The sequence below is a fragment of the Pseudomonas sp. NMI760_13 genome (assembly GCF_021283245.1).
Taxonomy (GTDB): Bacteria; Pseudomonadota; Gammaproteobacteria; order Pseudomonadales; family Pseudomonadaceae; genus Aquipseudomonas; species Aquipseudomonas peradeniyensis.
In genome coordinates, this window is sequence record NZ_JAJSRC010000001.1 from 358,253 (window position 1) to 385,131 (window position 26,879).

Annotated in this window: 21 protein-coding genes; 10 read left to right on the forward strand and 11 right to left on the reverse strand. The window is 66.7% G+C overall.

Features of this window, described 5'->3' with window-relative positions; all coding sequences use genetic code 11:
* Positions 1–348: 348 nt before the first annotated feature.
* Positions 349–1,518: an MFS transporter gene (locus LU671_RS01590; RefSeq protein WP_232854745.1), complete on the forward strand. Its 1,170-nt coding sequence runs from the start codon at positions 349–351 to the stop codon at positions 1,516–1,518.
* Here the strand turns inward: LU671_RS01590 and LU671_RS01595 are convergent.
* The 6 genes from LU671_RS01595 to LU671_RS01620 are packed head-to-tail and all read right to left on the reverse strand — an operon-like array spanning position 1,496 to position 7,174.
* Positions 1,496–2,422, reverse strand: coding sequence for a LysR substrate-binding domain-containing protein (locus LU671_RS01595; protein ID WP_232854781.1), 927 nt, complete (start codon positions 2,420–2,422; stop codon positions 1,496–1,498). The genes LU671_RS01590 and LU671_RS01595 overlap by 23 nt on opposite strands.
* A gap of 38 nt (positions 2,423–2,460) precedes the next feature.
* The gene (locus tag LU671_RS01600) at positions 2,461–3,405 is read right to left on the reverse strand and encodes an HlyD family efflux transporter periplasmic adaptor subunit (RefSeq protein WP_232854782.1); all 945 of its coding nucleotides are present in this window, start codon (positions 3,403–3,405) and stop codon (positions 2,461–2,463) included.
* 9 nt (positions 3,406–3,414) lie between these two features.
* Positions 3,415–3,621 carry a DUF1656 domain-containing protein gene (locus LU671_RS01605; protein WP_110735900.1) on the reverse strand — a complete coding sequence of 69 codons (207 nt, stop codon included), beginning with the start codon at positions 3,619–3,621 and terminating at the stop codon, positions 3,415–3,417.
* Positions 3,611–5,767, reverse strand: a complete 2,157-nt coding sequence (locus tag LU671_RS01610; protein WP_232854746.1) for an FUSC family protein — start codon at positions 5,765–5,767, stop codon at positions 3,611–3,613. Before LU671_RS01610 ends, LU671_RS01605 begins: the two co-directional genes overlap by 11 nt.
* 60 nt (positions 5,768–5,827) lie before the next feature.
* Positions 5,828–6,448, reverse strand: coding sequence for an isochorismate family cysteine hydrolase YcaC (gene ycaC / locus LU671_RS01615; RefSeq protein ID WP_110735902.1), 621 nt, complete (start codon positions 6,446–6,448; stop codon positions 5,828–5,830).
* A 36-nt stretch (positions 6,449–6,484) separates the two neighbouring features.
* Positions 6,485–7,174: a hydrolase gene (locus tag LU671_RS01620; protein ID WP_232854747.1), complete on the reverse strand. Its 690-nt coding sequence runs from the start codon at positions 7,172–7,174 to the stop codon at positions 6,485–6,487.
* A gap of 467 nt (positions 7,175–7,641) precedes the next feature.
* Here LU671_RS01620 and LU671_RS01625 point away from each other — a divergent pair, with 467 nt between their 5' ends.
* The 3 genes from LU671_RS01625 (at position 7,642) to LU671_RS01635 (ending at position 11,060) form a co-directional block, all read left to right on the forward strand.
* The gene (locus LU671_RS01625) at positions 7,642–8,031 is read left to right on the forward strand and encodes a YybH family protein (RefSeq protein ID WP_203648005.1); all 390 of its coding nucleotides are present in this window, start codon (positions 7,642–7,644) and stop codon (positions 8,029–8,031) included.
* A gap of 85 nt (positions 8,032–8,116) precedes the next feature.
* On the forward strand, positions 8,117–9,616 hold the full coding sequence (locus LU671_RS01630) for a purine-cytosine permease family protein (RefSeq protein ID WP_110735906.1): 1,500 nt from the start codon (positions 8,117–8,119) through the stop codon (positions 9,614–9,616).
* 13 nt (positions 9,617–9,629) lie between these two features.
* Positions 9,630–11,060 (forward strand): aldehyde dehydrogenase family protein, encoded by a 1,431-nt coding sequence (locus LU671_RS01635; RefSeq protein WP_232854748.1) that lies wholly within the window; start codon positions 9,630–9,632, stop codon positions 11,058–11,060.
* A gap of 519 nt (positions 11,061–11,579) precedes the next feature.
* On the opposite strand, the gene LU671_RS01640 is transcribed toward LU671_RS01635, so the two are convergent.
* Positions 11,580–11,771 carry a hypothetical protein gene (locus tag LU671_RS01640; RefSeq protein ID WP_181427794.1) on the reverse strand — a complete coding sequence of 64 codons (192 nt, stop codon included), beginning with the start codon at positions 11,769–11,771 and terminating at the stop codon, positions 11,580–11,582.
* 429 nt (positions 11,772–12,200) lie between these two features.
* Here LU671_RS01640 and LU671_RS01645 point away from each other — a divergent pair, with 429 nt between their 5' ends.
* The gene (locus LU671_RS01645; RefSeq protein ID WP_232854749.1) at positions 12,201–12,458 is read left to right on the forward strand and encodes a hypothetical protein; all 258 of its coding nucleotides are present in this window, start codon (positions 12,201–12,203) and stop codon (positions 12,456–12,458) included.
* A gap of 256 nt (positions 12,459–12,714) precedes the next feature.
* The gene (locus LU671_RS01650) at positions 12,715–13,932 is read left to right on the forward strand and encodes a DUF3422 domain-containing protein (protein WP_232854750.1); all 1,218 of its coding nucleotides are present in this window, start codon (positions 12,715–12,717) and stop codon (positions 13,930–13,932) included.
* A gap of 175 nt (positions 13,933–14,107) precedes the next feature.
* On the opposite strand, the gene LU671_RS01655 is transcribed toward LU671_RS01650, so the two are convergent.
* The 3 genes from LU671_RS01655 to LU671_RS01665 form a co-directional block, all read right to left on the reverse strand.
* On the reverse strand, positions 14,108–16,510 hold the full coding sequence (locus LU671_RS01655) for a DUF3772 domain-containing protein (RefSeq protein ID WP_203648009.1): 2,403 nt from the start codon (positions 16,508–16,510) through the stop codon (positions 14,108–14,110).
* A 54-nt stretch (positions 16,511–16,564) separates the two neighbouring features.
* Positions 16,565–17,623: a bifunctional DNA-binding transcriptional regulator/O6-methylguanine-DNA methyltransferase Ada gene (gene ada, locus LU671_RS01660; protein WP_232854751.1), complete on the reverse strand. Its 1,059-nt coding sequence runs from the start codon at positions 17,621–17,623 to the stop codon at positions 16,565–16,567.
* A 202-nt stretch (positions 17,624–17,825) separates the two neighbouring features.
* Positions 17,826–18,452, reverse strand: coding sequence for a DNA-3-methyladenine glycosylase family protein (locus LU671_RS01665; RefSeq protein WP_232854752.1), 627 nt, complete (start codon positions 18,450–18,452; stop codon positions 17,826–17,828).
* A 168-nt stretch (positions 18,453–18,620) separates the two neighbouring features.
* Here LU671_RS01665 and LU671_RS01670 point away from each other — a divergent pair, with 168 nt between their 5' ends.
* From LU671_RS01670 to LU671_RS01680, 3 genes are all read left to right on the forward strand, one after another.
* A complete protein-coding gene (locus tag LU671_RS01670) occupies positions 18,621–19,136 on the forward strand; it encodes a sigma-70 family RNA polymerase sigma factor (protein WP_186735844.1) in 516 nt (171 codons plus the stop codon).
* A complete protein-coding gene (locus LU671_RS01675; protein WP_232854753.1) occupies positions 19,129–20,079 on the forward strand; it encodes a FecR domain-containing protein in 951 nt (316 codons plus the stop codon). Before LU671_RS01670 ends, LU671_RS01675 begins: the two co-directional genes overlap by 8 nt.
* Before the next feature lie 95 nt (positions 20,080–20,174).
* Complete coding sequence (locus LU671_RS01680; RefSeq protein WP_232854754.1) at positions 20,175–22,649, forward strand: TonB-dependent siderophore receptor; 2,475 nt, start codon at positions 20,175–20,177, stop codon at positions 22,647–22,649.
* A 37-nt stretch (positions 22,650–22,686) separates the two neighbouring features.
* On the opposite strand, the gene metE is transcribed toward LU671_RS01680, so the two are convergent.
* Positions 22,687–24,990 (reverse strand): 5-methyltetrahydropteroyltriglutamate--homocysteine S-methyltransferase, encoded by a 2,304-nt coding sequence (gene metE, locus LU671_RS01685; protein ID WP_232854755.1) that lies wholly within the window; start codon positions 24,988–24,990, stop codon positions 22,687–22,689.
* Between the two features lie 351 nt (positions 24,991–25,341).
* On the opposite strand from metE, the gene LU671_RS01690 reads away from it, so the two are divergent.
* Positions 25,342–26,829: a methylenetetrahydrofolate reductase C-terminal domain-containing protein gene (locus LU671_RS01690; RefSeq protein WP_232854756.1), complete on the forward strand. Its 1,488-nt coding sequence runs from the start codon at positions 25,342–25,344 to the stop codon at positions 26,827–26,829.
* Positions 26,830–26,879: the final 50 nt, after the last annotated feature.

A 26,879-nucleotide genomic window follows, 5' to 3' on the forward strand; every position in this document is an offset into this window, starting at 1 on the left:
ACTGCCAGAAGACTTGGATTTAACCCATCGGGAACAGCTTTGCAGCATCACCCGCGTGGGAGCGGGCTTGCCCCGCGATCACCGGCGAAGCCGGTGCCATGCAGATAATCGCGGGGCAAGCCCGCACGCTGGTGATGATTCCCTGCGCGACCTCCCAGCCCATAGAGTCCTGTTCAGCCTGAAAGAACCCAAGGCTTCATCGCCTGCGCACAACCGTCTACAATCCCTACTGCTTGAACCGGGATAACCGAAGCACTGCCTCGAAACCCGATGGACCTGACCACTGCCGGTCAACCGTCGGGACAAATGGGTCCGGACCTTGGCCGGCCCGTTTATCGGAGGCAACACATGAGCCCGCGTATCTGGCTGCTGGCCCTGGCGACATTCGCCACGGGCATGGCGGAAAACATCACGGTCGGCATCCTGCCGGCCCTGGCCGATGGCCTGCAGGTCCCGCTGGGGATCGCCGGACAACTGACCACGGTCTTCTCCCTGAGCTTCGCCCTCGCCGCACCCTTCTCTCCCCTGCTGACCACCCGTTTCCCGTTGCGGCGACTGCTCTGCATCACCCTGGCCCTGTTCGCCTTGTGCAACCTCGCCGCGGCCCTGGCGCCCGGCTACACCGCGCTGCTGCTCGCCCGCATCGGCATGGCCACGACCAGCGCCCTCACCTGCCTGACCTGCACCCTGATGGCCACGCGCCTGGTACCCGAGGCCTTGCGTGGCCGAGCCATCGGCGTGATATTCATGGGTATCTGCAGTTCACTCGTGCTGGGCGTGCCCGCCGGAATGCTGCTATGCGACGTGCTGGGCTGGCGCGGGGTGTTCACCGGCCTGAGCCTGCTGGCGATCGCAGTGCTGCTGATGGCCTGGCGCGGATTGCCGCAACTGCAGAGCAGCGAACGCATCGCCCTGGGCAGCTACCTGCGGCATCTGCGTGACAGCCGCCTGGTGGCCGCCCAGGGCGTATCGCTGTTGATGATCGCCGGGCACTTCACGGTGTTCGCTTACCTCGCCCCCTATGCCCGACAGGTCGCCGACATACCGGTGCAATGGCTGGCGGCCCTGTTCGCCGTCTTCGGTATCGCCGGCGTCTCGGGCGGCTATGTCGGCGGCTGGATGGCGGACCGGCTCGGTGCAGGTCGCTCCATCGCCCTGGCGCCACTGCTCTATCTCGCCAGCCTGCTGGTATTGCCCCTGAGCGTCGGCACGCCCTGGCTGTTCCTGCCGGCGATGATGCTCTGGGGCGGGCTGAGCTGGACCACCTCGCCGGTGGTGCAGAGCTACCTGGCGACCCGTGGCGCGGACACCTTCCCGGCCGGCATGAGCCTGAACTTGTCGGCCATGCACCTGGGCGTCGGGCTCGGCTCGGCCATCGGCGGCGCGGTGATAACCGGCGCTACGCTGGCGGCCACCCCCTGGGCTGGCGCCGCGCTGACCGCGTTGGCGGCGGGCCTGGCGTTCTGGTCGGCGCGTCCACCTGCCGTGCCTGGCTTCAGCGAGCGCGAACCGGCGTAACGGCCTGCTGCTCCTGCTCGAAGGCATCGGCCAGGTAGTCGATCAGCTTGCGCACCGCGGGCATCAACCCGCGACGGGAAGGGAACAGCGCCACCACCTCCCCTTCCCGGGGCGCCCAGTCGTCGAGGACATGCGCCAGCCGCCCGCCAGCCAGATCGTCGCGCACTGCCTCCTCGGGCAGCAGCACCACACCCACGCCGGCCAGGGCGGCCTCGCGCAGTACCGCGAGGTCGTCCGACACCACACGGGGGCGATGGCGCACGGCAACCTCGGCGCCTGCGGGCCCGACCAGCATCCAGCTGGCGTCCTGCACATTGGCGCCCCAGTTCAAGCTCGGCAGAGCCTGAAGCCCTTCCGGCGACACCGGGCGCCCGTGTTCGGCCAGCAGGCCCGGCGCAGCCACCAGGCACTGCCGGCTCGGGGCCAGGCGACGCATGATCAGCTCGCTGCTTTCCAGTGGCTGGTGCTGCACGCTCAGCACCAGGTCAAAACCCTCGCCGATCACATCCACCCGCCGGTTGTAGCTCTTGACCAGCAGCTCGACCACCGGGCATTGCGCCATGAAGCTCGCCAGCATCGGCGCCAGGCGCGAATCGAGCAGCGCGGTGCTGCTGGCCAGGCGCACGATGCCGCGAGGCTCGGCGCGGTTGCGCTCGACCGCATCCTCGGCGGCAACGGCCTGCTCGAGCATGCCCAGGCAATGGCGGTAATACTCCAGGCCCACCTCGGTCACCTGGAACTGCCGCGTGGAGCGCTGGATCAGGCGCACACCCAGGCGCTCCTCGAGCTTGGCCACGCGCCGGCTGAGGCGTGACTTGGGCAGGCCAAGGATGCGCCCGGCAGGCGCGAAGCCGCCATGCTCCACCACCTTGGCGTAGAGATAAAGGTCGTTCAGGTCGAACATCGGCAACACTCGTCCACGGCTCACTGCTGCATCATCCGTCATTCTTCGAGGATCGTCACAGTGGCGGTGGTCCCGGCCCGCAAAGGAGGCGCCTCGGCAGCCTGGGGCTCCAGGCGCAGGCGTACCGGCACGCGCTGGGCCAGCTTGACCCAGGTGTAGTTCGGGTTGACGTTGGCCAGCAGGCGGTTGCCCGGCTGGTTCTCACGGTCGGTGATGGCGTAGGCGATGCTCTCCACCGTGCCCTGCAACGTCTGGCCATTCATCAGCACGATGCGCGCCCGGCTGCCGACGGCGATGCGCGGCAGCTTGGTCTCCTCGAAGTAACCACTGACATGGAACGAATCGCTGTCCACCAGCGCCAGCAACGCGGCCCCCGGTTGCGCGAAGTCGCCCTGACGGGTCAGCAGGTTGGTGACATGACCATTGACCGGCGCCAGCACCTCGGTGCGCTGCAGGTCGAGCTGTGCCTGTTCCAGCGTGGCTTCGGCCAGTTGCACATTGGCTTGCGCCAGGCCGAGGCTGGACTGCTCGCGCAGCAGGTCGGCCTGGGCCACAGCCACATCAGTCTTGGACTTTTCCCACTCCTCGGCGGAAATGGCCGACAGTGACTGCAGCTTGCCGCGGCGCTGTTCCTCGCTACGCCGCTGCTTGAGCAACGCCTGGTTGGCAACGATGTTCGCCTGCGACTGCCCCAAGGCTGCCCGTGCCACCTCGACCGCGCGCCGGGCATGCAGCACGGCCAGTTCATAGCGCGCCGGGTCGATGCGCAACAGCAGGTCGCCCTTGCGCACGAACTGATTGTCCCGCACCGGCAGGGCGACGATCCGGCCGCTGACCTCCGCGGCCAGGGTGACCACATCGGCCCGCACCCGTGCGTCGCGGGTCCAGGGCGCCTGGGTATAGTGCGTCCAGGCCAACCAGCCCAGCACGATGGCAACGGCCAGCATGACCAGGGTCAGGCTGCGCGACAACAGCGGCTTGATCGACGACATCTACCTGCTCACTCCCATCCACAACAACAAGGCCGCGCAAATCGCGGTGTACAAGGCACCCTGGAACAGCGCCGGATGCCAGACGAATGCCAGCACGCCCACCCGGCGCAACAGGGCATCGACCAGCACAAACAACGGCAGCGCCAGCAGCAGCGCCTGGGCGATGGGCGGCAGGTAGACCCCGCCTACCTCGAAATCAATGGGCATTGGCCACCTCCGGCAACAGCCGCGATCGTTCAGCTTCCAGCACCTGGCGATAACGCGCCAGCAACTGCCCGGCCACCGCCAGTGCCACCCGCAGGATGAACAGTCGGCGCAAGGCGTCACGCCCCATCTGCCCTGGCGCGCCATGCAGGGCATCGAGCAACTGCGCCTGATCGTCCAGTTCCCGCAACAGCGGATCAAGGGCCACCGCGCCCTGGCCACCGACGAAGTCGGCGACGCCCTGCAGGCTTTCCCGCAAGCGTGTGCGGGTCGCCGACGGCAACGCCAGGTCACTGTTGCACAAGGCACGCGCCTGGCCCAGGGCTATGGCCAGCGCCGGGCATACCAGCGCGCACTCGACACGCTCGCGCGAGGCCATGTCCGCAGCGGCCGGCAACAGACCAATCAGCGCCGACAGGCGATCAAGCAGCAGGCTCTCGAAGGCGAACTGCCCGGCCAGCGAACCGCTCCCGAGCACCTGGCGGCGCACATCCTCACGGGTCTGGCGAAACAATCGGGCGATGCGTTTCTGCGCATTGAACGGAAAGACCAGCGCGAACACAGCCATCGCCAGCACCCCGGCCACCAGGTAGCCACCGGCGAACTCGAACCACTGGATATCGCTGTTGTGATAGGCCCCGATATTCTGCGGCCCGATCATCAGCAGGCTGATCAGACCGATGCCCATGCCGATCCCCGCGGTCATCGGGTTGGCCAGGCCGACCGCCGCCAGGTACAGCAACGGTGCCAGGCACAGGGCAAGCATCTCGAAGTCGGTGAACAGCGGCAGCAGGGCGAACTGATAAAGCGCGGACAAGCCCATGCCCACCAACAGCCCGCGGTTGTAGTTCTGGCTGGCCAGCAGCGGTCGAGGCAAGGTCGCCATCAGCGAACACATCACGCCCATCAGGATCACCGCCGAACGCGCGCCATCCCAGGCGCTCTCGATCCACAACCCGCCGATCAGCAACAGGGCCAGGCAGGCGCGCACGGCGTTCATCGCCGCCAGCGGCCAGTCCAGGTGCAAGGCGCTGGCGCGCCCCTGCTGCTGGGGACAACTGGCCAGACGGCCCTGCTGGATCGCCTCGTTCAGCTCGATCAGCTCGTCCAGTTGCTGCAGCAGGCGCGCCTGCTCCCAGCGCAAGGCCCAGGCCAGGGCGCGCAGGTGCGGGGGCAATGGCTCATTGAGAAACTCCGCACGGTCGGCGGCGTCATCGAAGCCCTTGTGCAGGGTGCGCAGGGCCTCGCGATCCGCTGCCGAGAGCGCCATACCGTCACGTGCCAGCGCATCCAGGCTCGCCAGTTCGGCGTCGCGCAGCAGCTGGATATCCGCGGGCAGCGGCCCCTGCCAGTGCGCCTTGATCAGTTCACGCTGCTGGCGCAGCACCAGCAGTCGCGAAACCAGCAGCACCAGCTGGTTGGCGAACAGTTGCACCAGCCCATCGCCGCTGCGCAGGTGCGGGGCATCGAAGTACAGGTGCCGACGCAACCCCTCCAGCGCGCTGACCTCGGCGATCAACCGGGCCTGACGCTGACCGAATGCGGCCTCGTCCTCTTCGGTGCGGATCACCTCGGCGGCATGCTGGGCGATCAGTTTCAGCAGGCTGTCGACTTTGGCGAAATAGCTGTTGGCCACCGCCTGCGGGCGGGCCGTCAGCAGGCTGACCACGGCCACGCAGGCCACCGCCAGCAAGGTCTCGGTAACCCGTGTAACGGCCAGCATGAAGGTGCCCTCGGGCTCGGGTACGGCCAGCATGGCCACCACCACCGCGGTAAAGCCGCTGAGCACGAAGGCATGGGAATCGGTATAGCGCAGCAAGGTGCCACCGGCGGTGCACAGCCCCAGCCACAGCGCCAGGCTGACCAGCAGGGTGTACGGCATCTGCGCGAACAACGCCATCAGCAGCACGGCCACCGCCGCGCCGATCACGGTGCCGAGCACCTGCGCGAGGCTGCGCTTGAGGGTCATGCCGGCCAGCGGCAGGCTGATGATGATCACCGTCATCAGCGCCCATTTCGGTTGTTCCAGGTCGAACAGGAACGCCAGGTAGAGACACAGCAGGCCCGCCACCACCGTACGCAGCGCGAACAGCAGCACATCGCGCCCGGGGCGCAGGGCAAGCCTGAAATAGGCAATCAGTGGAGCCATCCATTACCTCGTAACCGACAAGGCGGATCCGGGCCCCGGCACCGGGGCCCGGACACACCGTCACTTGGCCAGCTTGCTGTAGCTGGTCATCAGGTTACGGTAGTCGGGAATGTGGTTGGAGAACAACGTGCCCAAGCCTTCGATGTCGTTGCGCCAGTCACGGTGCAGCTCGCAGGCCACGCCGAACCAGGTCATCAGCTGCGCGCCGGCGGCCTCCATGCGACGCCAGGCCGAGTCGCGGGTCAGCTCGTTGAAGGTGCCGGAGGCATCGGTCACCACGAACACATCGAAGCCCTCCTCCAGCGCCGACAGCGCCGGGAAAGCCACGCACACCTCGGTGACCACGCCGGCGATGATCAGCTGCTTCTTGCCGGTGGCCTTCACCGCCTTGACGAAGTCCTCGTTGTCCCAGGCGTTGATGTTGCCGGGACGGGCGATGTAGGGCGCATCGGGGAACTGCTCCTTGAGCTCGGGCACCAGCGGGCCGTTGGGACCGGTCTCGAAGCTGGTGGTGAGGATGGTCGGCAGCTTGAAGTATTTGGCCAGGTCGGCCAGCGCCAGCACGTTGTTCTTGAACCGGTCCGGGTCGATATCGCGCACCAGCGACAGCAAACCGGTCTGGTGATCGACCAGCAGGACTGCGGCGTTGTTCTTGTCCAGACGCTTGTATTGGAATGCCATGGTGGATCTCCTTGCTTGGATAGGGAACAGCCAGGTTCAGTTGCGTTGCGAGTCCAGTTGCTCATGACCGGTGACGACGGCCTGGGCCTTGGTGTAGCTCTCGATCAGCAGTTGGTAGTGCGGGAACACCGCGCTGTAGGCCTCGGCCCACTGGGCGGCGTCCGGACGGTTCCAGGTGCGTTGGACCTCGGAGCAGACGGCGGCGGTGTCCATCGGCACCACGCCGGCCTGGACCACCCGCGCCAGGGTCACTTCCTGGGCCATCTTGGAGTAGGTGCCTGACGCATCGATGACAGCGAACACCTGGTAGCCGGCGGCCACCGCGCTGATGCTGGGGAAGGCCATGCAAACGCTGGTGATGGTACCGGCGATGATCAGCTGCTTGCGCCCGGTGGCCTTCACCGCGGCGACAAACTCGGGATTGTCCCAGGCGTTGATCTCACCCTTGCGGGCCACGTATTGCGCATGTGGCGCGGCCTCGTGGATTTCCGGGATCAACGGGCCGTTGGGGCCCTGGGGTACCGAGGCGGTGGTGATGACCGGGATCTTCGCCAGGCTGGCGAACTTGGCCAGGGTGATGGCATTGGCCCGCAGCTCGGTCATGGGCATGTCCTTGACCGTCTGGAACAGGCCGCTCTGGTGGTCGATCAGCAGCATGGTGGCGTTGTCGGGGTCGATGCGTGGCACCTGGCCTTCGAAGTTGGCGGCTTGCGAGAAATTGCTCATCGTTCTCTCCTTCAGGTGTGGAGAACAGGCCATCCTGGCCGCTGCGGTCTGGCCGCGCCCCACACATCCACAGTGGGGACTATGAGAGTAGGCAACGCAGGCTGAACGAAGCGACCGTCAGTCGGCGGGCCGTGAGAGATGCCCGTGCGGCCTGGGGCCAGACGGGCGACAGGGCTAACGGTAGAGAGGAGAGACGCGGGCCGGTAGGCCCATGGGTGAACCCTCAGAGTTGCGCTGGGGGAACGATGATGAAGTGCCTGCCCCAATCACCAGCCTGATGGATCGGCAACTTTTAGCAGCGCTACTTGGTCGGTTACTTGGTCGGTTACTTGGTCGGTTACTTGGTCGGTCAGCCCATTGGTTCACGATTTCCTGAACTGATTATTTGCCCACAGCGATTTTTCCCCTCGCCCACCGCCACCAGAATCGCTTCACCAACAATCACAATAAACCGTGAGGCCACTCCCGTGGACCAGACACTCCAGGTACGGCAGGCCGCCGCCGACCTCGTCGCCGCCTTCGCCAGCAACGACAGCGCCCGCTACTTCGCCTGCTTCAGCGAAGACGCCACCTTTCTCTTCCATACCGTGCCGCAACCGCTGCTGTCACGCCGCGCCTATGAAGAACTCTGGGCCAGCTGGCAGGCAGACGGATTCGCCGTGCTCGGCTGTGAGTCCAGCAACGCGCAGGTGAGCCTGCAGGGCGACGTGGCGATCTTCATGCACGATGTAGCCACGCGCCTGCGCGTGGCCGGCGAAACCCTCGACCTGAACGAGCGCGAGACCATCGTCTTCCGCTTGCACGGGGAACGCTGGCTGGCCTGCCACGAGCACCTGTCGGTCATCTCGCCGGCCTGATTCCCTTAAGCGGCCCTGCCGCACTGCCATCGCACCCACAACAAGGCCGCCCGACGGCCGACAACATTCGCGCTGGAGCACCACCATGAGCCACTCGACCGGTATCGAGACCAATGGCGTCGAACAGATCCCCGACGATCAACGCGACGCCGCCCCGCTGGACCTGTTCCGCCTGATCTTCGGCGGCGCCAACACCTTCGCCACCGCCGTGCTGGGCAGCTTCCCGGTGCTGTTCGGGCTGTCATTCCAGGCCGGGGTCTGGGCGATTTTGCTCGGCGTCGGCGTGGGCGCGCTGATCCTCGCGCCGATGGGCCTGTTCGGCGCGCTCAACGGCACCAACAACGCGGTATCGTCCGGCGCGCACTTCGGCGTGCACGGGCGTATCGTCGGCTCGTTCCTGTCGTTGCTGACCGCCGTGGCATTCTTCTCGCTGTCGGTGTGGAGCTCGGGCGATGCCCTGGTCGGCGGCGCCAAGCGCCTGGTCGGCCTGCCGGAAACCGACCTGACCCTGGGCCTGGCCTACGGCCTGTTCGCGGTGCTGGTGCTGGTGGTGTGCATCTTTGGTTTTCGCTTCATGCTGTGGGTCAACAAGATCGCGGTGTGGGCCTCGAGCCTGCTGTTCCTGCTGGGTATCTTCGCCTTCGCCGGGCCCTTTGACGCGGGCTACGCCGGCAGCGTCAACCTCGGCCAGGCCGGTTTCTGGGCGGCGTTCGTCGGCGCGGCGATCCTGGCCATGAGCAACCCGGTGTCTTTCGGCGCGTTCCTCGGCGACTGGTCGCGCTATATCCCTCGCGAAACCGCCAAGTCACGCATCATGCTGGCGGTGATCCTGGCCCAGGCCGCCACGCTGATCCCGTTCCTGTTCGGCCTGTGCACCGCCACCCTGGTGGCCAGCCAGGCGCCGGACTACATCGCCGCCAACAACTACGTCGGCGGCCTGCTGGCGATCTCGCCGGGCTGGTTCTTCCTGCCGGTGTGCCTGATCGCGGTGATCGGCGGCATGTCCACCGGCACCACGGCGCTGTACGGCACCGGCCTGGACATGTCCAGCGTGTTCCCGCGCCTGCTCAGCCGCGCCGCCGCCACCCTGCTGATCGGCGTGCTGGCCATCGGCTTCATCTTCGTCGGCCGCTTCACCTTCAACCTGGTGCAGAGCGTGTCGACTTTCGCCGTGCTGATCATCACCTGCACAAGCCCGTGGATGGTGATCATGATCCTCGGCCTGATCACCCGCCGCGGCTTCTACCACGCCGACGACCTGCAGGTGTTCACCCGTGGCCAGCAGGGCGGTCACTACTGGTTCGACCATGGCTGGAACTGGCGCGGCATGGGCGCGTGGGTCCCCAGCGCGGCCATCGGCCTGTGCTTCGTCAACCTGCCCGGGCAGTTCGTCGGCCCGCTGGGCGAACTGGCCGGCGGTATCGACCTGAGCCTGCCGGTGACCCTCGGCATCGCCGCCGTGCTGTACCTGATCCTGCTCAACCTGTTCCCTGAACCCGCTGGCGTGTACGGCCCTCGTGGCCCGCGCTGGGTGCGCTGCAAAAGTACGCCCGTAAAGCCCGTGACCACCGCCGAAATGGCCTGACTGGAATCCGACCATGACCACACCTCACTACATCGACGGCCGCTGGGTCGAAGGCCAGGGCAGCGACTGCATCGTTGTGCACAACCCGTCCGACGGTCAGCCGTTCGCCGAACTGATGGCCGCCAGCAGCGCCCAGGTCGACCAGGCCGTGGCCGCCGCGCGCCGTGCTCTGGCATCGTGGAAGACGGTCAGCGCCGCCGAGCGCGCCACCTACCTGCGCGGCTTCGCCGAACAGCTGGGTCAGCGCCGCGACGAACTGATCGCCCTGCAGATGCGCAACAACGGCAAGCCGCGCCATGAGGCCGAAATCGACCTGGACGACGCCATCGCCACTTTCGCCTATTACGCAGACCTCGCCGAGCAACTGCCGGCGAAGAACCGCGACGTGCCCCTGGCCGCGCCGGGCTTCACTGCCCGCACCCGTCTGGAACCGGTGGGCGTGGTCGGCCTGATCGTGCCGTGGAACTTCCCGCTGGTGACCAGTGCCTGGAAGCTCGCCCCGGCCCTGGCGGCCGGCTGCACCGTGGTGCTCAAACCTTCCGAGGTCACCCCGCTGATCGAGCAGGCCTACGGCCAGATCGCCGAGGTGCTGGGCCTGCCGGCCGGCGTGCTGAACATCGTGGGCGGCAAGGCCGAGACCGGCGCCGCCCTGAGTGGTCACAATGGCCTGGACAAACTGTCGTTCACCGGCAGCAACGGCGTTGGCAGCCAGGTGATGCGCGCCGCCGCCGCCCAATGCCGCCCAGTGACGCTGGAGCTGGGTGGCAAGTCGGCCATCGTGGTGTTCGACGATTGCGATGTCGACCAGGCGGTGGAGTGGATCGTCGCCGGCATCACCTGGAACGCCGGGCAGATGTGCTCGGCCACCTCGCGCCTGCTGGTGCAGGACGGCATCGCCGACGCCCTGCTGCCGCGCTTGCAGGCGGCGCTGGAAGCATTGCGGGTGGGCAACCCGCTGGCGGAAGAAGTGGACATGGGACCGCTGACCAGCCAGGCGCAGTGGCTCAAGGTCGCCGGCTATTTCGCCACCGCCCGCGAAGAGGGCCTGAAGTGCCTGGCCGGCGGCAAGGCGCTGGACCGTGACGGCTGGTTCGTCAGCCCGACGCTGTACGTGGATGTGCCAGTGAGCAGCCGCCTGTGGAGCGAGGAGATCTTCGGCCCGGTGCTGTGCGCACGGCGCTTCGGCAACGAGGCCGAGGCCATCGCCCAGGCCAACGACAGCCGCTTCGGGCTGGTGGCCACTGTCTGCTCCGCCGACCTGGACCGCGCCGAGTGCGTGGCCGATGCGCTGGAGGTCGGGCATGTGTGGATCAATTCGGTGCAGGCGGTGTTCGTCGAAACCTCGTGGGGCGGGACCAAGGGCAGCGGCATTGGCCGAGAGCTTGGGCCTTGGGGGCTTTCGGGGTATCAGTCGGTGAAGCATGTGACGCGGTGTTTGGGGTGAGTAGCTGAGCCCTTTCACAGGGCGCGTGAGGCTGGCAGGTGTTCGACGGCAGCCTTGCAGCGCCTGCGAGATCGAGCGCCGCCCGCGCGGCGCATCGCGACGCAAGGCCGCTCCTACATTTGTTGCAACGTGCCGAACCTGTCAGGCCATGGTTGCCCGCCTTGGTGCATGCCTTGAGACAGGTGAGGCGCCAGTGGTGCCTACACTGAAACCGCGTCGTACCAACAAGGCGGACCCGGTAATGGCACAGGATTGATTGGCCCGAAACAGATGTAGGAGCGGCCTTGCGTCGCGATGCGCCGCGCGGGCGGCGCTCGATCTCATAAGCGCCTCAAAACAAACGTCGTACACCTGGGCGCCGGCACGCGACAGTCTTCAGTATCCTCGAAAGCCCAGCCCTCCATTCCCATCGAGGGTCAAGCCCGCTCCCACGACAACCCGCGCTACTTCTGCCCAGCCTCATTGATCCAGCGGGGAATGGCGCACTTGCGATCTGATCATTTGCATCACCTGCCACACTCAAATCCAACGCTTCGGCCTACTCATAAGGTTTTGAAGGCATTGGTTTTCCTTGAGCGGGTAATATTCGAGGTTGTCGATGAACGCTTCAAATGCCTCATCACCGACCACGAATGGCTGAGACTCCAATTCATCCACCTCCGAGACAGGATTGTTCGGCCTTTCGTCATACGCAAGATTCGTGTCTTTCAAAATCACCTCCTTGGAAGCAATGACCAGAACCACATCGCCAGGCCAATCATTCTGGCCAATCTCAGAGCGATAAAAACCCTGCCTGTGCAAATCAGCCTTGCCTGTCAGAGATTTCCGAACCTGAAACAAAGTGCTTCAAAGCAGAACAGCTTGGGAATTACCCTACGCACGCTGCCGACGCGTCTGAATTGTCGAGGACCATCAGCAGGACTAACTTCCCTAGGTCGTCTTACCGGCGACCAGGGGTGAGAGCCTGCCACCGTCGAAATGAAGTACGCAGCACTGCCATGGCGGCTGTGCGCGGGCAGGCCCAGGCCTGGCCGGCATTTGCTCATTTCGACCGGTCTCTCACCCCGCGTACGGCTGCCACCCTCATCCTGTGAGAGGGATCTGGAGGCGGCACCTTTCCAATCGAAATGAGTGCTTCCCATGAAAAAGATCGTTCCCAATCCACCCCCTGCCAAATCGCTCAACCGCCCCTTCTTCACCATCAACGACGATATGCCCACCACCGAGGCGCTGCTTCACGCCATCCAGCTGATGCGTGGTATCGAAGACACCATCGACGAGTACTGCTGCGCCCTGGCCGGCGAACCCGGACTGGGAATGCTGGTGAACGCCGCGCACAACATGCAGATGGGGCGGGCGTTGGCGGAACATGCGCTGAACCGCTGCTCTTGCGGCTGACGCCAGGAGACCTGCCCTGCGCGATCCCTGTAGGAGCGGCCTCGTGCCGCGAAAGGGGCGCGTAGCGGCCCCAGGGTCTGCGCCACGAGACAGATCGCCGGGGCCGCTTCGCAGCCCTTTCGTGGCACAAGGCCGCTCCTACACAGGCAGGTGTAAATCCCGAACACACGGCCCCGGCACCCCGTGACTTTTGCCCTGCCCTGCGAAGTCACACCTCCTGGTAGCCCCACAATCACAACACCAGGCCAGCCCACCCATGCATCCTCTTCGCACCGCCCTGCACAACGAACTGCACGCCCGCCCGTCGCTGTACTTCGACGACCCGGCGCATGTCTTCCACCTTGCCGTGCTCGGCGACGCCAGCGCCTGTCAGACCCTGTTGCAACGCTGCTGCCCCGAGGCCCCCGATACCCATGCGGCCCAGGGCATCACCCGGCTGTACGGCCACCCGTTCAAGTGGGAACGCCACACCGAATTCTTCACCCTGACCCTGGTGGTGCCCTGCACGACCCACGACAGCGACTGGCAACCCCTGCCCGCCGTGCTCGCCGAGGCCATCGCCCCGCAGGCGGCGCAGGTGATCAACGCCGTGCAGGTACTGGTTCGCGACGAACAGGACCTCGACCTCGGCCGCTATGGCTTCAAGGACCCCTGCGGGTCCAGCGTCGGCGGCGGCGATGCGGTGGTGTGGAGCGATTTCCGCCTGACCGAGGACGGCACCAACCGCTTCCTGTTCATCAACCGCCGGCTCAACGCCTACCGCCAGGGCCGCATGATCCGCCGCCTGCTGGAGATCGAGACCTACCGCATGATGGCCTCGCTGACCCTGGACACGGCCAAGGCCCTGAGCCAGGAGCTGGACGACTTCGACGCCACCCTGGTGAGCCTTTCCGAGCGCGGCGCCAGCAGCGCGGCACACGACTCCAAGGCCCTGCTCGAAGCCATCGCCCACCTGTCGCGCCAGGTGGTCGACCGCACGGTGCAGACCCGACACCGCTTCGGCGCCAGCCAGGCCTATGCGCAACTGGTGTTCGAACGCCTGGGCGAGCTGCGTGAGAGCCATGTCGCCGACTGCCAGCGCCTGGGGGTGTTCATCGAGCGGCGATTCAAGCCGACCCTGCGCTACTGCGTGGCCACCGAGCAACGACTGGAACAGCTGGCGAAGAACGTCGCCAACCTGGGCGACCTGCTGCAGGCGCGGGTGCAGGTGGAGATGGAGGAGCAGAACGCCGAGATCCTGCGCAGCCTCAATGCCCGGGCCGACGCCCAGGTGAAGATCCAGCGGGCGGTGGAAGGCTTGTCGATCATTGCCATCACCTACTACCTGCTGAACCTGTTCAAGCTGCTGTATGGCGGGTTGAATGTGCTGGGGGCGGGATTGACGGCGCGGGAGGCGATGCTGGGGATGGCACCGGTGGCGGGGTTGGTGCTGCTGGTCATCCTGCTGCGGATTCGACGAGCCAAGCAGCATTGAAAACATCGCGAGGCCAACCCGCGTCATCAATTCTTGCACGATCCCTGTAGGAGCGGCCTTGCGCCGCGAAAGGGCCGCGTAGCGGCCCCAGATTTCAGTGTTGAGCAAAGATCGTCGGGGCCGCTTTGCGGCCCTTTCGCGGCACAAGGCCGCTCCTACAAGAGCCGAGATGGCCTCACGCCGGCTCGTCGGCCGGTCGCCCATTTTCCTGCACCAACACCATGCTCTGCGGCGACGACAGTGCAATGCCTTCGTCTCGCAAACGCCCGAGGATGGTGAACAGCAGGTCGCTGCGCGTGCCCGACACCTGCCGGGGCGACGCCACGTAACCGCTCACACCGATCACCATGCCGCTGCTGGTCAGGTCCTTGAAAGTCACCGACGTGGCCGGCGCATCAAGGATCGACTCATGCTCCTTGTACGCCGCCAGCAGCAGCTCGCGCACATGGTTGGCATCGGTTTCCAGCGGCAGTGTCAGGGTAACGCTGACCACCCCCAGGGCATTGGCCATGGTCACGTTGCGCACGTTCTGCGAGATGAACTGCGAGTTGGGCACGATCACCGTCGAGCGGTCGGACATCTGGATCTCGGTGGCGCGCACGTTGATCCGGCGAATGTCACCCTCGACACCGGCCAGGCTCACCCAGTCGCCCACCTTCACCGGGCGCTCGGTGAGCAGGATCAGGCCGGAGATGAAGTTCTGCACGATCTGCTGCAGGCCGAAACCGATACCCACCGACAGCGCACTGACCACCCAGGTCAGGCTGGTCAGGTTGATGTGCAGGGTGGACATCACCAGCATGGCCAGGAACAGGAAGCCCAGGTAGCCGACCAGGGTCACCAGCGAGGCGCGCATGCCGGCGTCCATGTCGGTTTCCGGCAGCAGGCGCTCGCTCAGCCAGCGCTTGACCACGCGGATGGCGAACCAGCCTCCGAGGAAGATCGCCACGGCCAGGAAGATGTCCTGGGGCACGATGTTCAGGTTGCCCAGCACCTTGCCGCCGGTGCCGTCCCAGTCCGCCAGGCTCAGCAGCAGCTCGCCCGGGCTGGTGCCCGAAGGCATGAACACCAGCAACGCGGCGGCGAACAGCAGCAGCGTGCGGCCGATGCCCGCCAGCACGGTGCTGGCCTGGGCCTGGTGGCGTTGCTGCAAGCCAAGCGCCGAGGCCAGCGCCAGGCCACCGGGCTGGCGAGGCGACAGCAAGGTCTCGCACAGGTCGCCGAACACCGTGACCAGCAGGTAGGCACAGACCACCACCACGCTGATCCACAGCAGCTTGGCGGTAAGGAAGTAGGCCAGCGTCAGGTAGCCGGCAAGCAGGGTCAGCAGGATCGCCAGCACCCACACCACGATCACGAACGGGATCAGCCCGGCCAGGCCCTTGGGCCGCTCCAGGTCATGCTGGCGGTGGGCACGGCGATAGCGCAGCAGGGCCACGACGAACAGCAACGACACCACCAGCGCGGTCAGGCCGTTGGTGGCCAGGGTCAGCGCCAGGCTGGTGCCGATCACGCTGTTGATGCGCTCCTGGGTCAGCAGCACCATCAGCGCCAGGGCCAGGACCTTGGGGAACCAGCCCAGGGCGCTGGCCACTTCGTCGGCGATCGGCGGCAGGCGCCAGGACGGGCGCTGCAGCATCAGCATGGCGCGGCCCAGGCCCGAAATGAAGGCACTGAAGATCACCAGGGCGAGGATATGGTTGGTCAGGCTGGCGAGGTCCGTGCCAAGGTCGGCGCTGCTCTCCAGGCCCCAGCGCAGCAGCGACACGGAGCCGGAGATGGTGCCCAGGGTCGCCAGGCTGACGCTCAGCGCCAGGGCGCTGCGGCGCAGGCGACCTTCGGGCAGCCAGCGGATCATGGCATCGGCCAGCAGGCGCTCCAGCACCCGGCGCACCAGGGTCCAGACCAGCACCGCCGCCACCAGCGCGGTGATGAACAGCCATCGGTGCTCGGCGCTAAAGGCGCTGGCCATGGCGTCCGACACCTCGCCACGCAGGTCGCGCAGGCGCGCCACGTCGTCGTCGGTGGGGCGGATCAGGCTCGACCAGAATGCCGGGCTCAGCGGGCTGGCGGCGCGGCTGGTGATCTGCGAGTTGAACAGGCTACGGCGCAGGTTGACGATCTGTGTCGACAGGTCACGGGCCGACTGGGTCAGCGTGGTGGCGTCCTTCTGCTCGGCGACCAGCTTGTTCTTTTCGTCGTTGAGCTGCTTGCGCTGGCGGGTCAGGCTCTCGGCCTCCTCCTCCAGCGGCGGGCCGAGCACGTTGAGCTGGTCGTCCAGGCGCTGCACGTCGGCGGTGCGCTGGGTGACCAGCACATCGGCCTGGCGCTGCACCTGCAAGGCCGACTGGCGCAACTGCGCGAGCAGGTCGTCGTTGGCGTTGCTGGTGACGCCCTGGCGGATCTGGTCGAGCCGTTCGCTCAACTCCTCCAGGCTGGCGTTCTCGTCCAGCACTTGCTGCTCGGCCACGGCCAGGCGCGATACCGGCGTGGCTGGCGCGGCCCAGGCCGGCACGGCCAGGCACAACAGCAGGGCGAAAATCCCCGCATAGAATCGGTCAAGGCTGACACGCCTCATCGAATGTTCCTCTACACAACTCGACAGGGCGTGAATTCTACGCGGTCTGGAGGCTCAGGAGAGTGCCGTCTCTCGGTCCAGCAACTGGCGCTTGCGTTCGATGCCCCAACGGTAGCCGCTGAGGTCGCCGTCGCGGCGCACCACCCGGTGGCAGGGAATGGCCACGGCGATCGCGTTGGCCGCGCAGGCCTGGGCCACTGCCCGCACGGCCTTGGGCGCGCCGATGCGCTCGGCGATATCGGTGTAGCTGACCGTGGTCCCGGCCGGCACCTCGCGCAGCGCCTGCCAGACCCGCTCCTGGAACGCGGTGCCCTGCACATCCAGGGGTAGCGCCAGACCCAGGGCCGGGGCCTCTACAAAGCCGATCACCTCCGCCACCAGCCGCTCGAAAGCGTCATCGCCACCGATCAGCTGGGCCTTGGGGAACTTGTCCTGCAGGTCCTTGAGCAAGGGCTCGGGCTCGTCACCGAGCAGGATCGCGCAGATGCCCCGTTCGCTCTGGGCCACCAGGATCGCGCCAAGGGCGCACTGGGCCAGGGCGAAGCGGATGGTCGCGCCCTGGCCGCCGGCACGGTATTCCCTCGGCCGCATACCCAGGCGCTCACCGGCGCTTTCGTAGAAGCGGCTGTTGGAGTTGTAGCCGGCGTCGAAGATGGCTTCGGTGACGCTGCCGGCGGCGTCCAGATGCTGCCGCAGGCGCTGGGCGCGGAAGGCCGAGGCATAGGCCTTGGGGGTCAGGCCGGTCTCGGCCTTGAACAGGCGGTGCAGGTGGAACGGACTGACGTTCAGCTCACTACCAAGCTGGTCGAGGTTGGGCGCGGTCTCGCTGGCCTCGATCAGGCGACAGGCGCGGGCCACCAGCTCAGTGCGCCGGCTGCCCTGCCCGCCCTTACAGCGTTTGCACGGGCGGTAGCCGGCGGCCTCGGCCTGGGTGGCGTTGCCGAAGAACTCGACGTTCTCGCGCTTGGCCAGACGCGACTTGCAGGCGGGCTGGCAATACACGCCGGTGGTGCGCACGGCGTAGACGAAATGGCCGGTGGCGGCGGTGTCGCGGGCCTGCACGGCGTGCCAGCGTTCGGCGTCGGTGGTGTAGGTGGTCGGGGCGGGCTTCATCAGGGGCCTCTCCTGGGATTCGATACCGTCAGCCTGGCAGGGTGGATGATGCGTGGAACTCCGATTCTTGCGGTGTTTTCACGGGCCCTATCGCGGGGCAAGTCGCATCGGCGCACCGCCGCTCCCACGCCATAAGTGTTCGGCGTGGGAGCGGCGGTGCGCCGATGCGACTTGCCCCGCGATAGGGCCATGCAGGAAGGCCTCAAGCCCGCCACAGGTACCAGGCCGCCACAGTGCGATACGGGCTCCACGCCCCGCCCAATACCCGCATCTGCGCAGGCGTCGGCGCCTTGTCCAGCCCCTTCATGCGCCGATACCCCTCGCGCACGCCAAAATCATCCACCGGCAGGATATCCGATCGTTCCAGGCTGTAGATCAGCAGCATTTCCACGGTCCAGCGCCCCACCCCGCGCAACGCCACCAGGCGTTCGACCAATGCGGCATCCGACATGCGCAGCGCCTCGTCCCGGCTGGGCACCACGCCCGCCACACGCGCCTGGGCAATCCCGTGAACCGTGGCGATCTTGCTCGCGGAGAACCCACAGGCGCGCATCGCCTCCGGCGTCACCGCCAGCAACTGTTCGGGCGCGGGAAACGCCCCCTCCGGAAACAGCGCCAGCAATCGCCCGAGGATCGCCTCGGCCGTCCGCGCGTGCAACTGCTGGTAGGCGATGGCCCGCACCAGCGCCTCGTACGGCTCGCGCCCGGGCGTGGCACGGTGCAGGCAAGGCCCCACGGCGGCAATATGCCGCGCCCAGTCCGGGTCCTGCCCGGCCAGCCAGGCGGCGGCATCGTCAAAGGCCTGCGGGGAAAGGTCTGCAAGGATCATCAAGGGCATTCGCTCACGTCACGATCCTCCAGCCTAGCGCAACCGTTCATCGGTGAAACGCTCAATCTTGCTCATCGAATTACTGGCATACCATTGATCCGCCCGCAACGCCCCGCATAGAATTGAGAACTATTAACAATCACATTATCCGGGCAGGCTCTCCAGACGATGCAGATCGAAGACACGCTGAAACCGGCCGAGGTCGATCTGCTCTATCAGGCGCACCACCGCTGGCTACGCGGCTGGCTCGGTGCCCGGGTCGGCTGCCGGGAGCACGCCGCGGACCTGGCCCAGGACACCTTCGTGCGCCTGCTCAAGGCGCGCCAGGTCTCGCCGCTCAAGGAGCCACGGGCCTACCTGAGCAGCATCGCCCGCGGCCTGATGATCGACCAGTTCCGCCGTCGTGCCCTGGAAAAAGCCTACCTCGAGAGCCTGGCCAGCTTGCCCGAGCTGGAAGCCCCCAGCGAGGAACAGCGCCTGCTGATCCTCGACACCCTCGAGCGTCTCGACCGCGCCCTGCAACGCCTCAAGCCACGAGTGCGCCAGGCGTTCCTGCTGGCCCAGCTCGACGGCCTCACCCTCACCCAGGTCGCGCAACGCCTGGACGTCTCCCGGGCCACGGTCGAGCGCGACCTGGCCAAGGCCCTGGGTGTCTGCTACCGGATCCGCTACGCCGATGCCTGACCAGAACCCGACCCAGGCCCAGGTCGACCAGGCCATCGAATGGCTGGTGAAACTGCGCTACGACAGCCCCGGCCCACGCAGCGAACAGCAGTTCCAGCGCTGGCTGGCCAGCCACCCGCAGCATGCCCAGGCCTGGCAGCGGGTCAGCAGCCTCGGTGACGAACTGGCCAGCCTGCCCGCCGAGTTGAGCCGCCAGACCCTGGCCGGCAGCGAACGCCGCCGAATGAGCCGGCGCGACCACCTCAAGCTGCTGTCGCTGCTGGCGCTCGGCGCCAGCGTCGGCTGGGCCGCGCGCGAGCCCCTGGGCCTGCCGGCGCTGATGGCCGACAGCCGCACCGCCACCGGCGAGCGCCGCGAGCTGCTGGGCAGTGACGGCAGCCTGATCCGCCTGAACACCGCCAGCGCCATCGACCTGCGCTACAGCGCCGAGCAGCGCCGGCTGACCCTGCTGCGCGGCGAGGTCAGCCTGGACGGCAACGCCAACGACAACCGCCCGTTCAGCATCGACACCCGCGTCGGCGCCCTGAGCACCCAGGGCGGCCAACTGCTGCTGCGGGAAAATGCCCAGGGCCTGCTGCTGGCCGTGCGCCGGGGCGAGGTGACGCTGTTCCCCGCCTCTGCCGCCGCGCATCGGGTCAAGCCCGGCGAGGTGCTGCAGGTGTTCGCCCAGGGCGACTTCCAGCCCGCCACCCTGCACAACGACCCCTGGGGCTGGACCGACGGCGTGCTCAGCGTGCAGCAGATGCCCCTGGGCGAGTTCATCGACGAACTGTCGCGCTATCGCCCCGGCCTGCTGCGCTGCGCGCCTGAAGTCGCCGGGCTGAAGGTTTCCGGCACCTTCCAGCTGGCCGACACCGACCAGATCCTGCTGCTGGTCGCCCGTAGCCTGCCGGTGCGCGTCGACTACCGCACACGCTTCTGGGTGAGCATCGGCGCCGCCTGAAAACATCGAAAAAATAAATGAGGTGGAATCTCATTCTCGTCCGGCCTGAAGGAAACAAGCCCGAACAGTGGTCTGCCAACCTTCAGGAGCGCTTCATGATCCGCCCGTGTTCCCCCCGCAACGCCACCCTGCGCCATGCCATCCGCGCCGCCGCCCTGGGCCTGGGCGTGGCCTGTGCCGGCCTGCCGCCGACCCTCGCCCTTGCCGCGCCCGCCAGCCAGAGCCAGCAGCGCGACTGGAATATCCCGGCCGGCCCGCTGGCCGCCGCGCTGGACCAGCTGGCGCGCCAGGGCGGGCTGAACCTGTCGTTCGACGCCACCAGCCTGCGGGGCAAGACCACCCAGGGCGTGCAAGGCCGGCATGACAGTGCCCAGGCCCTGCAGATCCTGCTGCAAGGCAGCGACGTGCAGGTCCAGCAGGAAAGCGACAAGAGCTTCCTGCTGCTCCCGGCCCTGGACGTCGGCGACGCCCTGCAGCTGGGTGCCACCAGCATCTCCAGCAACCGCCTGGGCGAAACCACCGAGCATAGCGGCTCCTACACCACCGGGGCGGTGACCATCGGCAAGACCCCGCAAAGCATCCGCCACACCCCGCAGTCGGTGACCGTGGTTACCCGCCAACGGATCGACGACCAGAACATCACCAACCTCACCAACCTGCTCGAACAGACCCCCGGCGTGGTGGTCAACCTCACCGACAGCGAGCGGGTGCAGTACTACTCGCGCGGCTACCAGATCGACGCCATCCAGTACGACGGCGCCACCGTGGTGCAGAGCAGCGGCGGCGGCTCGTTCATCCAGAGCGACTCAGCGATCCTCGACCGCGCCGAGGTCCTGCGCGGCGCCACCGGCATGCTGCGCGGCGCCGGCAACCCCTCGGGCACCGTCAACCTGGTGCGCAAGCGCCCCACCTACGAGTTCCAGGGCGAAGGCAGCGTCACTCTCGGCACCTGGGACGCCCAGCGCTACGTCGCCGACCTCTCCGGGCCGCTGACCGAGACCGGCAACGTGCGTGGCCGGGTGATCGCGGTGCACGACGAGAAGGACCACTTCCAGCAATCGCGCCAGGAGCGCAAGGACGTGCTGTACGGGGTGATGGCCTTCGACCTCGACGACAGCACCACCCTGACCACCGGCCTGGAATGGACCCAGCTCGACGCCACCGGCGCCTGGGGCAACCTGCCAGCCGACTACGACGGCTCGCCGCTGCCGTTCGGTCGCAGCACCTACCTGGGCGCCGACTGGAACCGCTGGAACCGCAGCAACCTGCAGACCTTCGCCGAGCTCGAGCACCGTTTCGACAACGACTGGACGCTCAAGCTAATGGCCCAGCGCACCCACTTCGAGCTGGACGACAACGGCTTCAAGCAGACCTACTTCAGCCGCGCCACCGGCACCGCCAACCCGACCCGCAACCCTTACCTGATGAGCTACCAGGTGACCGAAGGCGATGGCGGCGAAAGTCTGCAGAACAACCTCAGCGCCACCCTCAACGGCCCGTTCGACCTGCTTGGCCGCACCCACGAGCTGATGCTGGGCGTCGAGCGCATCCGCAACGACTCCTACGCCTCGGCCACCAACAATGTGCAGTCGGGCGTGTTCGACATCCGCACCTGGGACCCGAAGACCAGCCTGGCCAATCCGCACATCGACATCACCGCCCACCCGGTGCGCACCCGCACTACCCAGGAAGGCGCCTACGCCACCTGGCGCATCTCCCTGGCCGACCCGCTGACCGCGATCATCGGCGCCCGCGCCAACTGGTACGACTACGAGCAGGAGAACAACACCAAGGCCAGCGGCAAGTTCAGCGTCGACAACGAGATCGTGCCGTACGCCGCGCTGATCTACGACCTCAACGAGAACTTCAGCACCTACGCCAGCTATACCGAGATCTTCAACCCGCAGACCAACACCGATGCCGCCGGCTCCGTGCTCGAGCCGGTCACCGGCGAAGCCTACGAGACGGGGATCAAGGGTGAGTTCTACGAGGGCCGGCTGAACACCTCGCTGGCGTTCTTCCGCATCTACCAGGTCGGCAACGCGCTGGACGATCTCAGCGGGCCGAACCCGTGCCTGCCCAACTACACCAGCGGCTACTGCAAGGTCGCCGCGGGCAAGAACCGCAGCCAGGGCTTCGAGCTGGAGATTTCCGGCGAAGTGCTGCCGGGCTGGAACGTGACCGGTGGCTACACCTACAACACCACCGAATACCTCAAGGACACCACCGGCAACAACGGCAACCCGATCCGCACCACCGACCCCAAGCGCCTGCTGCGCCTGTTCACCAGCTACCGCCTGCCGGGCGAGCTGCAGGCCTGGACCGTGGGCGGCGGCGTGCAGGCGCAGAGCGACATCTACAACCGCAGCGGCAGCGCCGAAGCCTCGCAGTCGGGGTATGCGGTGTACAACGCGATGGTCAACTACCGCTTCAATGACAACTATTCGCTGCAGTTGAACGCCAACAACCTGTTCGACAAGAAGTACTACCGCCAGGTGGCGCCGACGCCGACCGGTTACTACTGGGGCGATCCGCGCAATGTCTCGGTGACCCTGCGCGGCACCTTCTGAAGCGCATTGGCTGCCGCATCGGGAGCCAGCGCGGTTTTCAGACTGCGGCGCGCAACGCCCGCGCCGCCGCCACCATGTTCACCAGCGCCGCCTCGGTCTCCGGCCAGGCGCGGGTCTTCAGGCCGCAGTCCGGGTTGACCCACAGGCGCTCGGCCGGAATCCGCCGGGCCGCCTTGCGCAGCAGGTTGACCATCTCCTCCTTGCTCGGCACCCGCGGCGAGTGGATGTCGTACACCCCCGGGCCGATCTCGTTCGGGTAGTCGAAGCGCTCGAAGGCCTCCAGCAGTTCCATGTCCGAACGTGAGGTCTCGATGGTGATCACATCGGCATCCATCGCCGCGATCGACTCGATCACGTCGTTGAACTCGCTGTAGCACATGTGGGTGTGGATCTGCGTTTCGTCACGCACGCCCGAGGCGCACAGGCGGAAGGCCTCGGTGGCCCACTCCAGGTAGCGCGGCCAGGCACTGCGGCGCAGCGGCAACCCTTCACGGAAGGCGGCCTCGTCGATCTGCACGATCCTGATGCCGGCGGCTTCCAGGTCGACCACCTCGTCGCGGAGCGCCAGCGCCAGCTGGCGGGCCTGTACTTCGCGGCTCACATCCTCGCGCGGGAAGGACCACATCAGCATGGTCACAGGGCCCGTCAGCATGCCCTTCATCACCTTGCGGGTCAGGCCCTGGGCGTACTTGATCCAGTCCACGGTCATGGCCTTCGGGCGGCTCAAGTCGCCGAAGATCACCGCCGGTTTCACGCAACGCGAGCCATAGCTCTGCACCCAGCCGAAGCGGGTGAACACATAACCGTCCAGTTGCTCGGCGAAGTACTCGACCATGTCGTTACGCTCGGCCTCGCCGTGGACCAGCACATCCAGGCCCAGGTTCTCCTGGATCTGCACCGCATGGCGGATCTCGCTGTGCATGGCCTCGACGTAATCGGCCTCGGTCAGCTTGCCCTGCTTGAACGACTGGCGTGCCAGGCGGATCGCCGAGGTCTGCGGGAACGAACCGATAGTGGTCGTCGGGTAGGCTGGCAGGTTCAGCCCGGCGCGCTGCTTGACGATACGCTGCTCAAAGGCGGTTGCACGCTGGCTGTCGCTGGGTTTGATCGCGGCGACGCGGGCCTGCACCGCTGGCTTGTGAATGCGCGGCGAGGCGGCGCGGGCGTGCTGCACGGCGCGGCTCTGCGCCAGCGCTGCGACGACATCGGCCGCCTCGGGCTGGTTGAGTGCCTTGGCCAGCAGCGCCACTTCCTGGCACTTCTGCACGGCGAAGGCCAGCCAGCTCTGCAGTTCCTCATCGAGCTGGTCTTCACGCGCCAGGTCCACCGGGCTGTGCAGCAGCGAACACGACGGCGCCACCCACAGGCGATCCCCCAGGCGCTCGTGGGCGTGGCGCAGCACGTACAGTGCCTTGTCCAGGTCGCAGCGCCAGACGTTGCGGCCGTTGACCACGCCCAGCGACAGCACCTTGTAGGCCGGCAGGCGGTCGAGAATGGTCGGGTACTGGTCCGGGGCGCGCACCAGGTCGATGTGCAGGCCATCGACCGGCAGGTTGGCGGCCAGGCCCAGGTTGTCTTCCAGGCCGCCGAAGTAGGTGGCGATCAGCTTTTTCAGCGGTGCGCGCTGGAGGATGTTGTAGACGCGCTCGTAGGCGTTCTTCCAGTCCTGCGGCAGGTCGAGGGCGAGGATCGGCTCGTCGATCTGCACCCACTCCACACCCTGCACGGCCAGGCGGTTGAGGATCTGGTCATAGAGTGGCAGCAGGCGGTCGAGCAGCTCCAGCTTGTCGAAGTCGGCGCCCTTGGTCTTGCCCAGCCACAGGTAGGTCAGCGGACCGATCAGCACGGGCTTGACGGCGTGGCCCAGGGCCTTGGCTTCTTCAACCTCTTCGAACAACTGCTCCCAGCTCAGGGCGAACTGCTGGTCGGCGGTGAATTCGGGGACCAGGTAGTGGTAGTTGGTGTCGAACCACTTGGTCATTTCCTGGGCGTGGGCGCCGCCGCAGCAGTTGTCGCTGCCCTTTGTTCCTACGGCACCACGGGCCATGGCGAACAGGGTCTGCAGGGTCGGCTTGGCACCGTCCTTGGCACGGAAGCGCTCGGGGATCACGCCGAAGGTCAGCGAGTGGGTGAGCACCTGGTCGTACCAGGCGAAGTCGCCCACCGGCAGCAGCTCGATGCCCGCGGCCTGCTGCACCTGCCAGTGCGCGGCGCGCAGGCCACGGCCCACGGCACGCAGGCCGGCTTCGTCCAGCTCGCCCTTCCAGAAGGCTTCCTGGGCTTTCTTCAGCTCGCGGTCGCGGCCAATGCGCGGAAACCCCAGGTTGTGTGCCAGTGCCATGTTGTCGTCCCTCGAGCCTTGAATGTGAATGAGGGGATTCTGGGCGCTGTAACAAGGTGAGACAAACTCATTAAATTTGAGATGAACTCAAGATCTGTTCATGATCGGTGATCTGCCTGTAGGAGCGGCCTTATGCCGCGAAAGGGCCGCAACGCGGCCCCGGCGATCGTTGCATCAACACTGACATCCTGGGGCTGCTGCGCAGCCCTTTCGCGGCACAAGGCCGCTCCTACAGGGGGCTGGGTCGCCTAGGATGTCTCAATCAACACATTCCCCCGCGCAATCAGACATGCCCCACCCGCCAATCTGCCGCACACTGCCACCCTGCCCCAACCCGGTAGCCCGCACCCCATGAGCCTGCTGAAAACGACCCTGGACGCCAACGCCTTCGCCTGCATCCTGGAATTCGTCCCCAAGCCCGGCGCCGAGCGTTTCGCCACCCTCGAAACCCTCATGGCCCGCACCCGGCTGTGCGGCTGGCCCATGACCGTGGCCATCGGCGACCGCGTCGCCAGCGCCCTGGACATGTCGCCGCTGGAGGCCTTCAGCAGTCTCTCGAACCCTGTCCCCGCCCTGCTGCACTTCTCCGGCAAGGACCGCGAACGCCGCGACCTGCTAGCCCAGTTGCAACGCATGGATGCCGCCGGCCTCGACCAGCTCCTGCTGCTGACCGGCGACCGCCTGCCCGGCCACAACCCGGGCGAACGGCCGGTACGCTACCTGGAATCCGTGGCCGCCTTGCAGATCGTCCGCCAGGCCCGCCCCCACTGGCTGCTGGCCGCCGCGCTCAACCCATTCAAGTACCAGGAGGCCGAAGGCGGCGCGCAGTACTGCAAGGCCGAAAAGAAACTCGCCGCCGGCGCCGACCTGTTCATCCTGCAGCTCGGTTTCGATATCGACAAACACCAGGAAGCCTTCGACTGGATGCAGCGCCAGCCCCGGCCCAAGCCACTGATGGCCTGCATCATGGCGCTGACCGAAGGCCGCGCCGGGATGCTCGATCACGTTGCCGGGGTAACCGTCACGCCGTCGATGCGCGCGCTGCTGGCCGCCGAAACGGCGGTGTCCAAGGCTTACGCCAGGGAACGCGCCAACCATCGCCTGGCCTTGCAGGTGATCGGCCTGAAACTGATGGGCTATGCCGGCGTGCACCTGTCCGGCATCCACGAGGTGGCTCAGTTCGAGGCCCTGGAGCAGGCCATCGACGCGCTGCAGCCGCAGTTCACCTCACTGCAGGACTGGGCCCCGGCTTGGCAAGCAGCCTGGCAGGCACCTGGCCTGGCGCCGGTCACCTTCCACCCACCCGGGCACGCCTGGTACCTCGGGCAACGGCAGATCAATGCATCGAACAAGGAAAAGGCCCGCTATCACTTGCTCTCGGCGATGCACCATCAGCTGTTCAGCCGCACCACGGCCTTGAGCAAGGCCTTCGGCTGGGCCGTGACCCGGCCGCTGTGGGCCAACCCCACGGCGGCGACGTGGCTGCATCAGCTGGAGCGGCGTATCAAACGCCCGCTGGTGGGGTGCGATACCTGCGGCAGTTGCCGGCTGGAGGACACGCTCTACATCTGCCCCGAGACCTGCCCCAAAGGCCTGGCGAACGGGCCATGCGGCGGCACGAGCCTGGACCGTTGCGAGTTTGGCGACCGGGAGTGCGTGCACAGTGCCAAGTATCGGCTGGCGGTGAGCGTGGGCAGGACCGAGGTGTTGCGCGAGCGGTTGATTCACTGTGTGCAGGTGGAGAGCCGGCATCGCAGTTCGTGGCCCGTGTGGTTCGAAGCGGCCACCTCGAAATCGCCCTCCCTGCAGCCCGATGTCGCTCCGGAGTTCAACGAGTAATATGCCTGTCGGTAATCTCGTTGCCACCCTTGTCCAACAGACTGCTTTGC

Coding starts and splice junctions, on each gene's coding strand:
- LU671_RS01590 (WP_232854745.1), top strand. CDS start 349: ATGAGCCCGCGTATCTGGCTGCTGGCCCTGGCGACATTCGCCACGGGC.
- LU671_RS01595 (WP_232854781.1), bottom strand. CDS start 2,422: ATGTTCGACCTGAACGACCTTTATCTCTACGCCAAGGTGGTGGAGCAT.
- LU671_RS01605 (WP_110735900.1), bottom strand. CDS start 3,621: ATGCCCATTGATTTCGAGGTAGGCGGGGTCTACCTGCCGCCCATCGCC.
- LU671_RS01610 (WP_232854746.1), bottom strand. CDS start 5,767: ATGGCTCCACTGATTGCCTATTTCAGGCTTGCCCTGCGCCCCGGGCGC.
- ycaC (WP_110735902.1), bottom strand. CDS start 6,448: ATGGCATTCCAATACAAGCGTCTGGACAAGAACAACGCCGCAGTCCTG.
- LU671_RS01620 (WP_232854747.1), bottom strand. CDS start 7,174: ATGAGCAATTTCTCGCAAGCCGCCAACTTCGAAGGCCAGGTGCCACGC.
- LU671_RS01630 (WP_110735906.1), top strand. CDS start 8,117: ATGAGCCACTCGACCGGTATCGAGACCAATGGCGTCGAACAGATCCCC.
- LU671_RS01635 (WP_232854748.1), top strand. CDS start 9,630: ATGACCACACCTCACTACATCGACGGCCGCTGGGTCGAAGGCCAGGGC.
- LU671_RS01645 (WP_232854749.1), top strand. CDS start 12,201: ATGAAAAAGATCGTTCCCAATCCACCCCCTGCCAAATCGCTCAACCGC.
- LU671_RS01650 (WP_232854750.1), top strand. CDS start 12,715: ATGCATCCTCTTCGCACCGCCCTGCACAACGAACTGCACGCCCGCCCG.
- LU671_RS01655 (WP_203648009.1), bottom strand. CDS start 16,510: ATGAGGCGTGTCAGCCTTGACCGATTCTATGCGGGGATTTTCGCCCTG.
- ada (WP_232854751.1), bottom strand. CDS start 17,623: ATGAAGCCCGCCCCGACCACCTACACCACCGACGCCGAACGCTGGCAC.
- LU671_RS01665 (WP_232854752.1), bottom strand. CDS start 18,452: ATGATCCTTGCAGACCTTTCCCCGCAGGCCTTTGACGATGCCGCCGCC.
- LU671_RS01670 (WP_186735844.1), top strand. CDS start 18,621: ATGCAGATCGAAGACACGCTGAAACCGGCCGAGGTCGATCTGCTCTAT.
- LU671_RS01675 (WP_232854753.1), top strand. CDS start 19,129: ATGCCTGACCAGAACCCGACCCAGGCCCAGGTCGACCAGGCCATCGAA.
- LU671_RS01680 (WP_232854754.1), top strand. CDS start 20,175: ATGATCCGCCCGTGTTCCCCCCGCAACGCCACCCTGCGCCATGCCATC.
- metE (WP_232854755.1), bottom strand. CDS start 24,990: ATGGCACTGGCACACAACCTGGGGTTTCCGCGCATTGGCCGCGACCGC.
- LU671_RS01690 (WP_232854756.1), top strand. CDS start 25,342: ATGAGCCTGCTGAAAACGACCCTGGACGCCAACGCCTTCGCCTGCATC.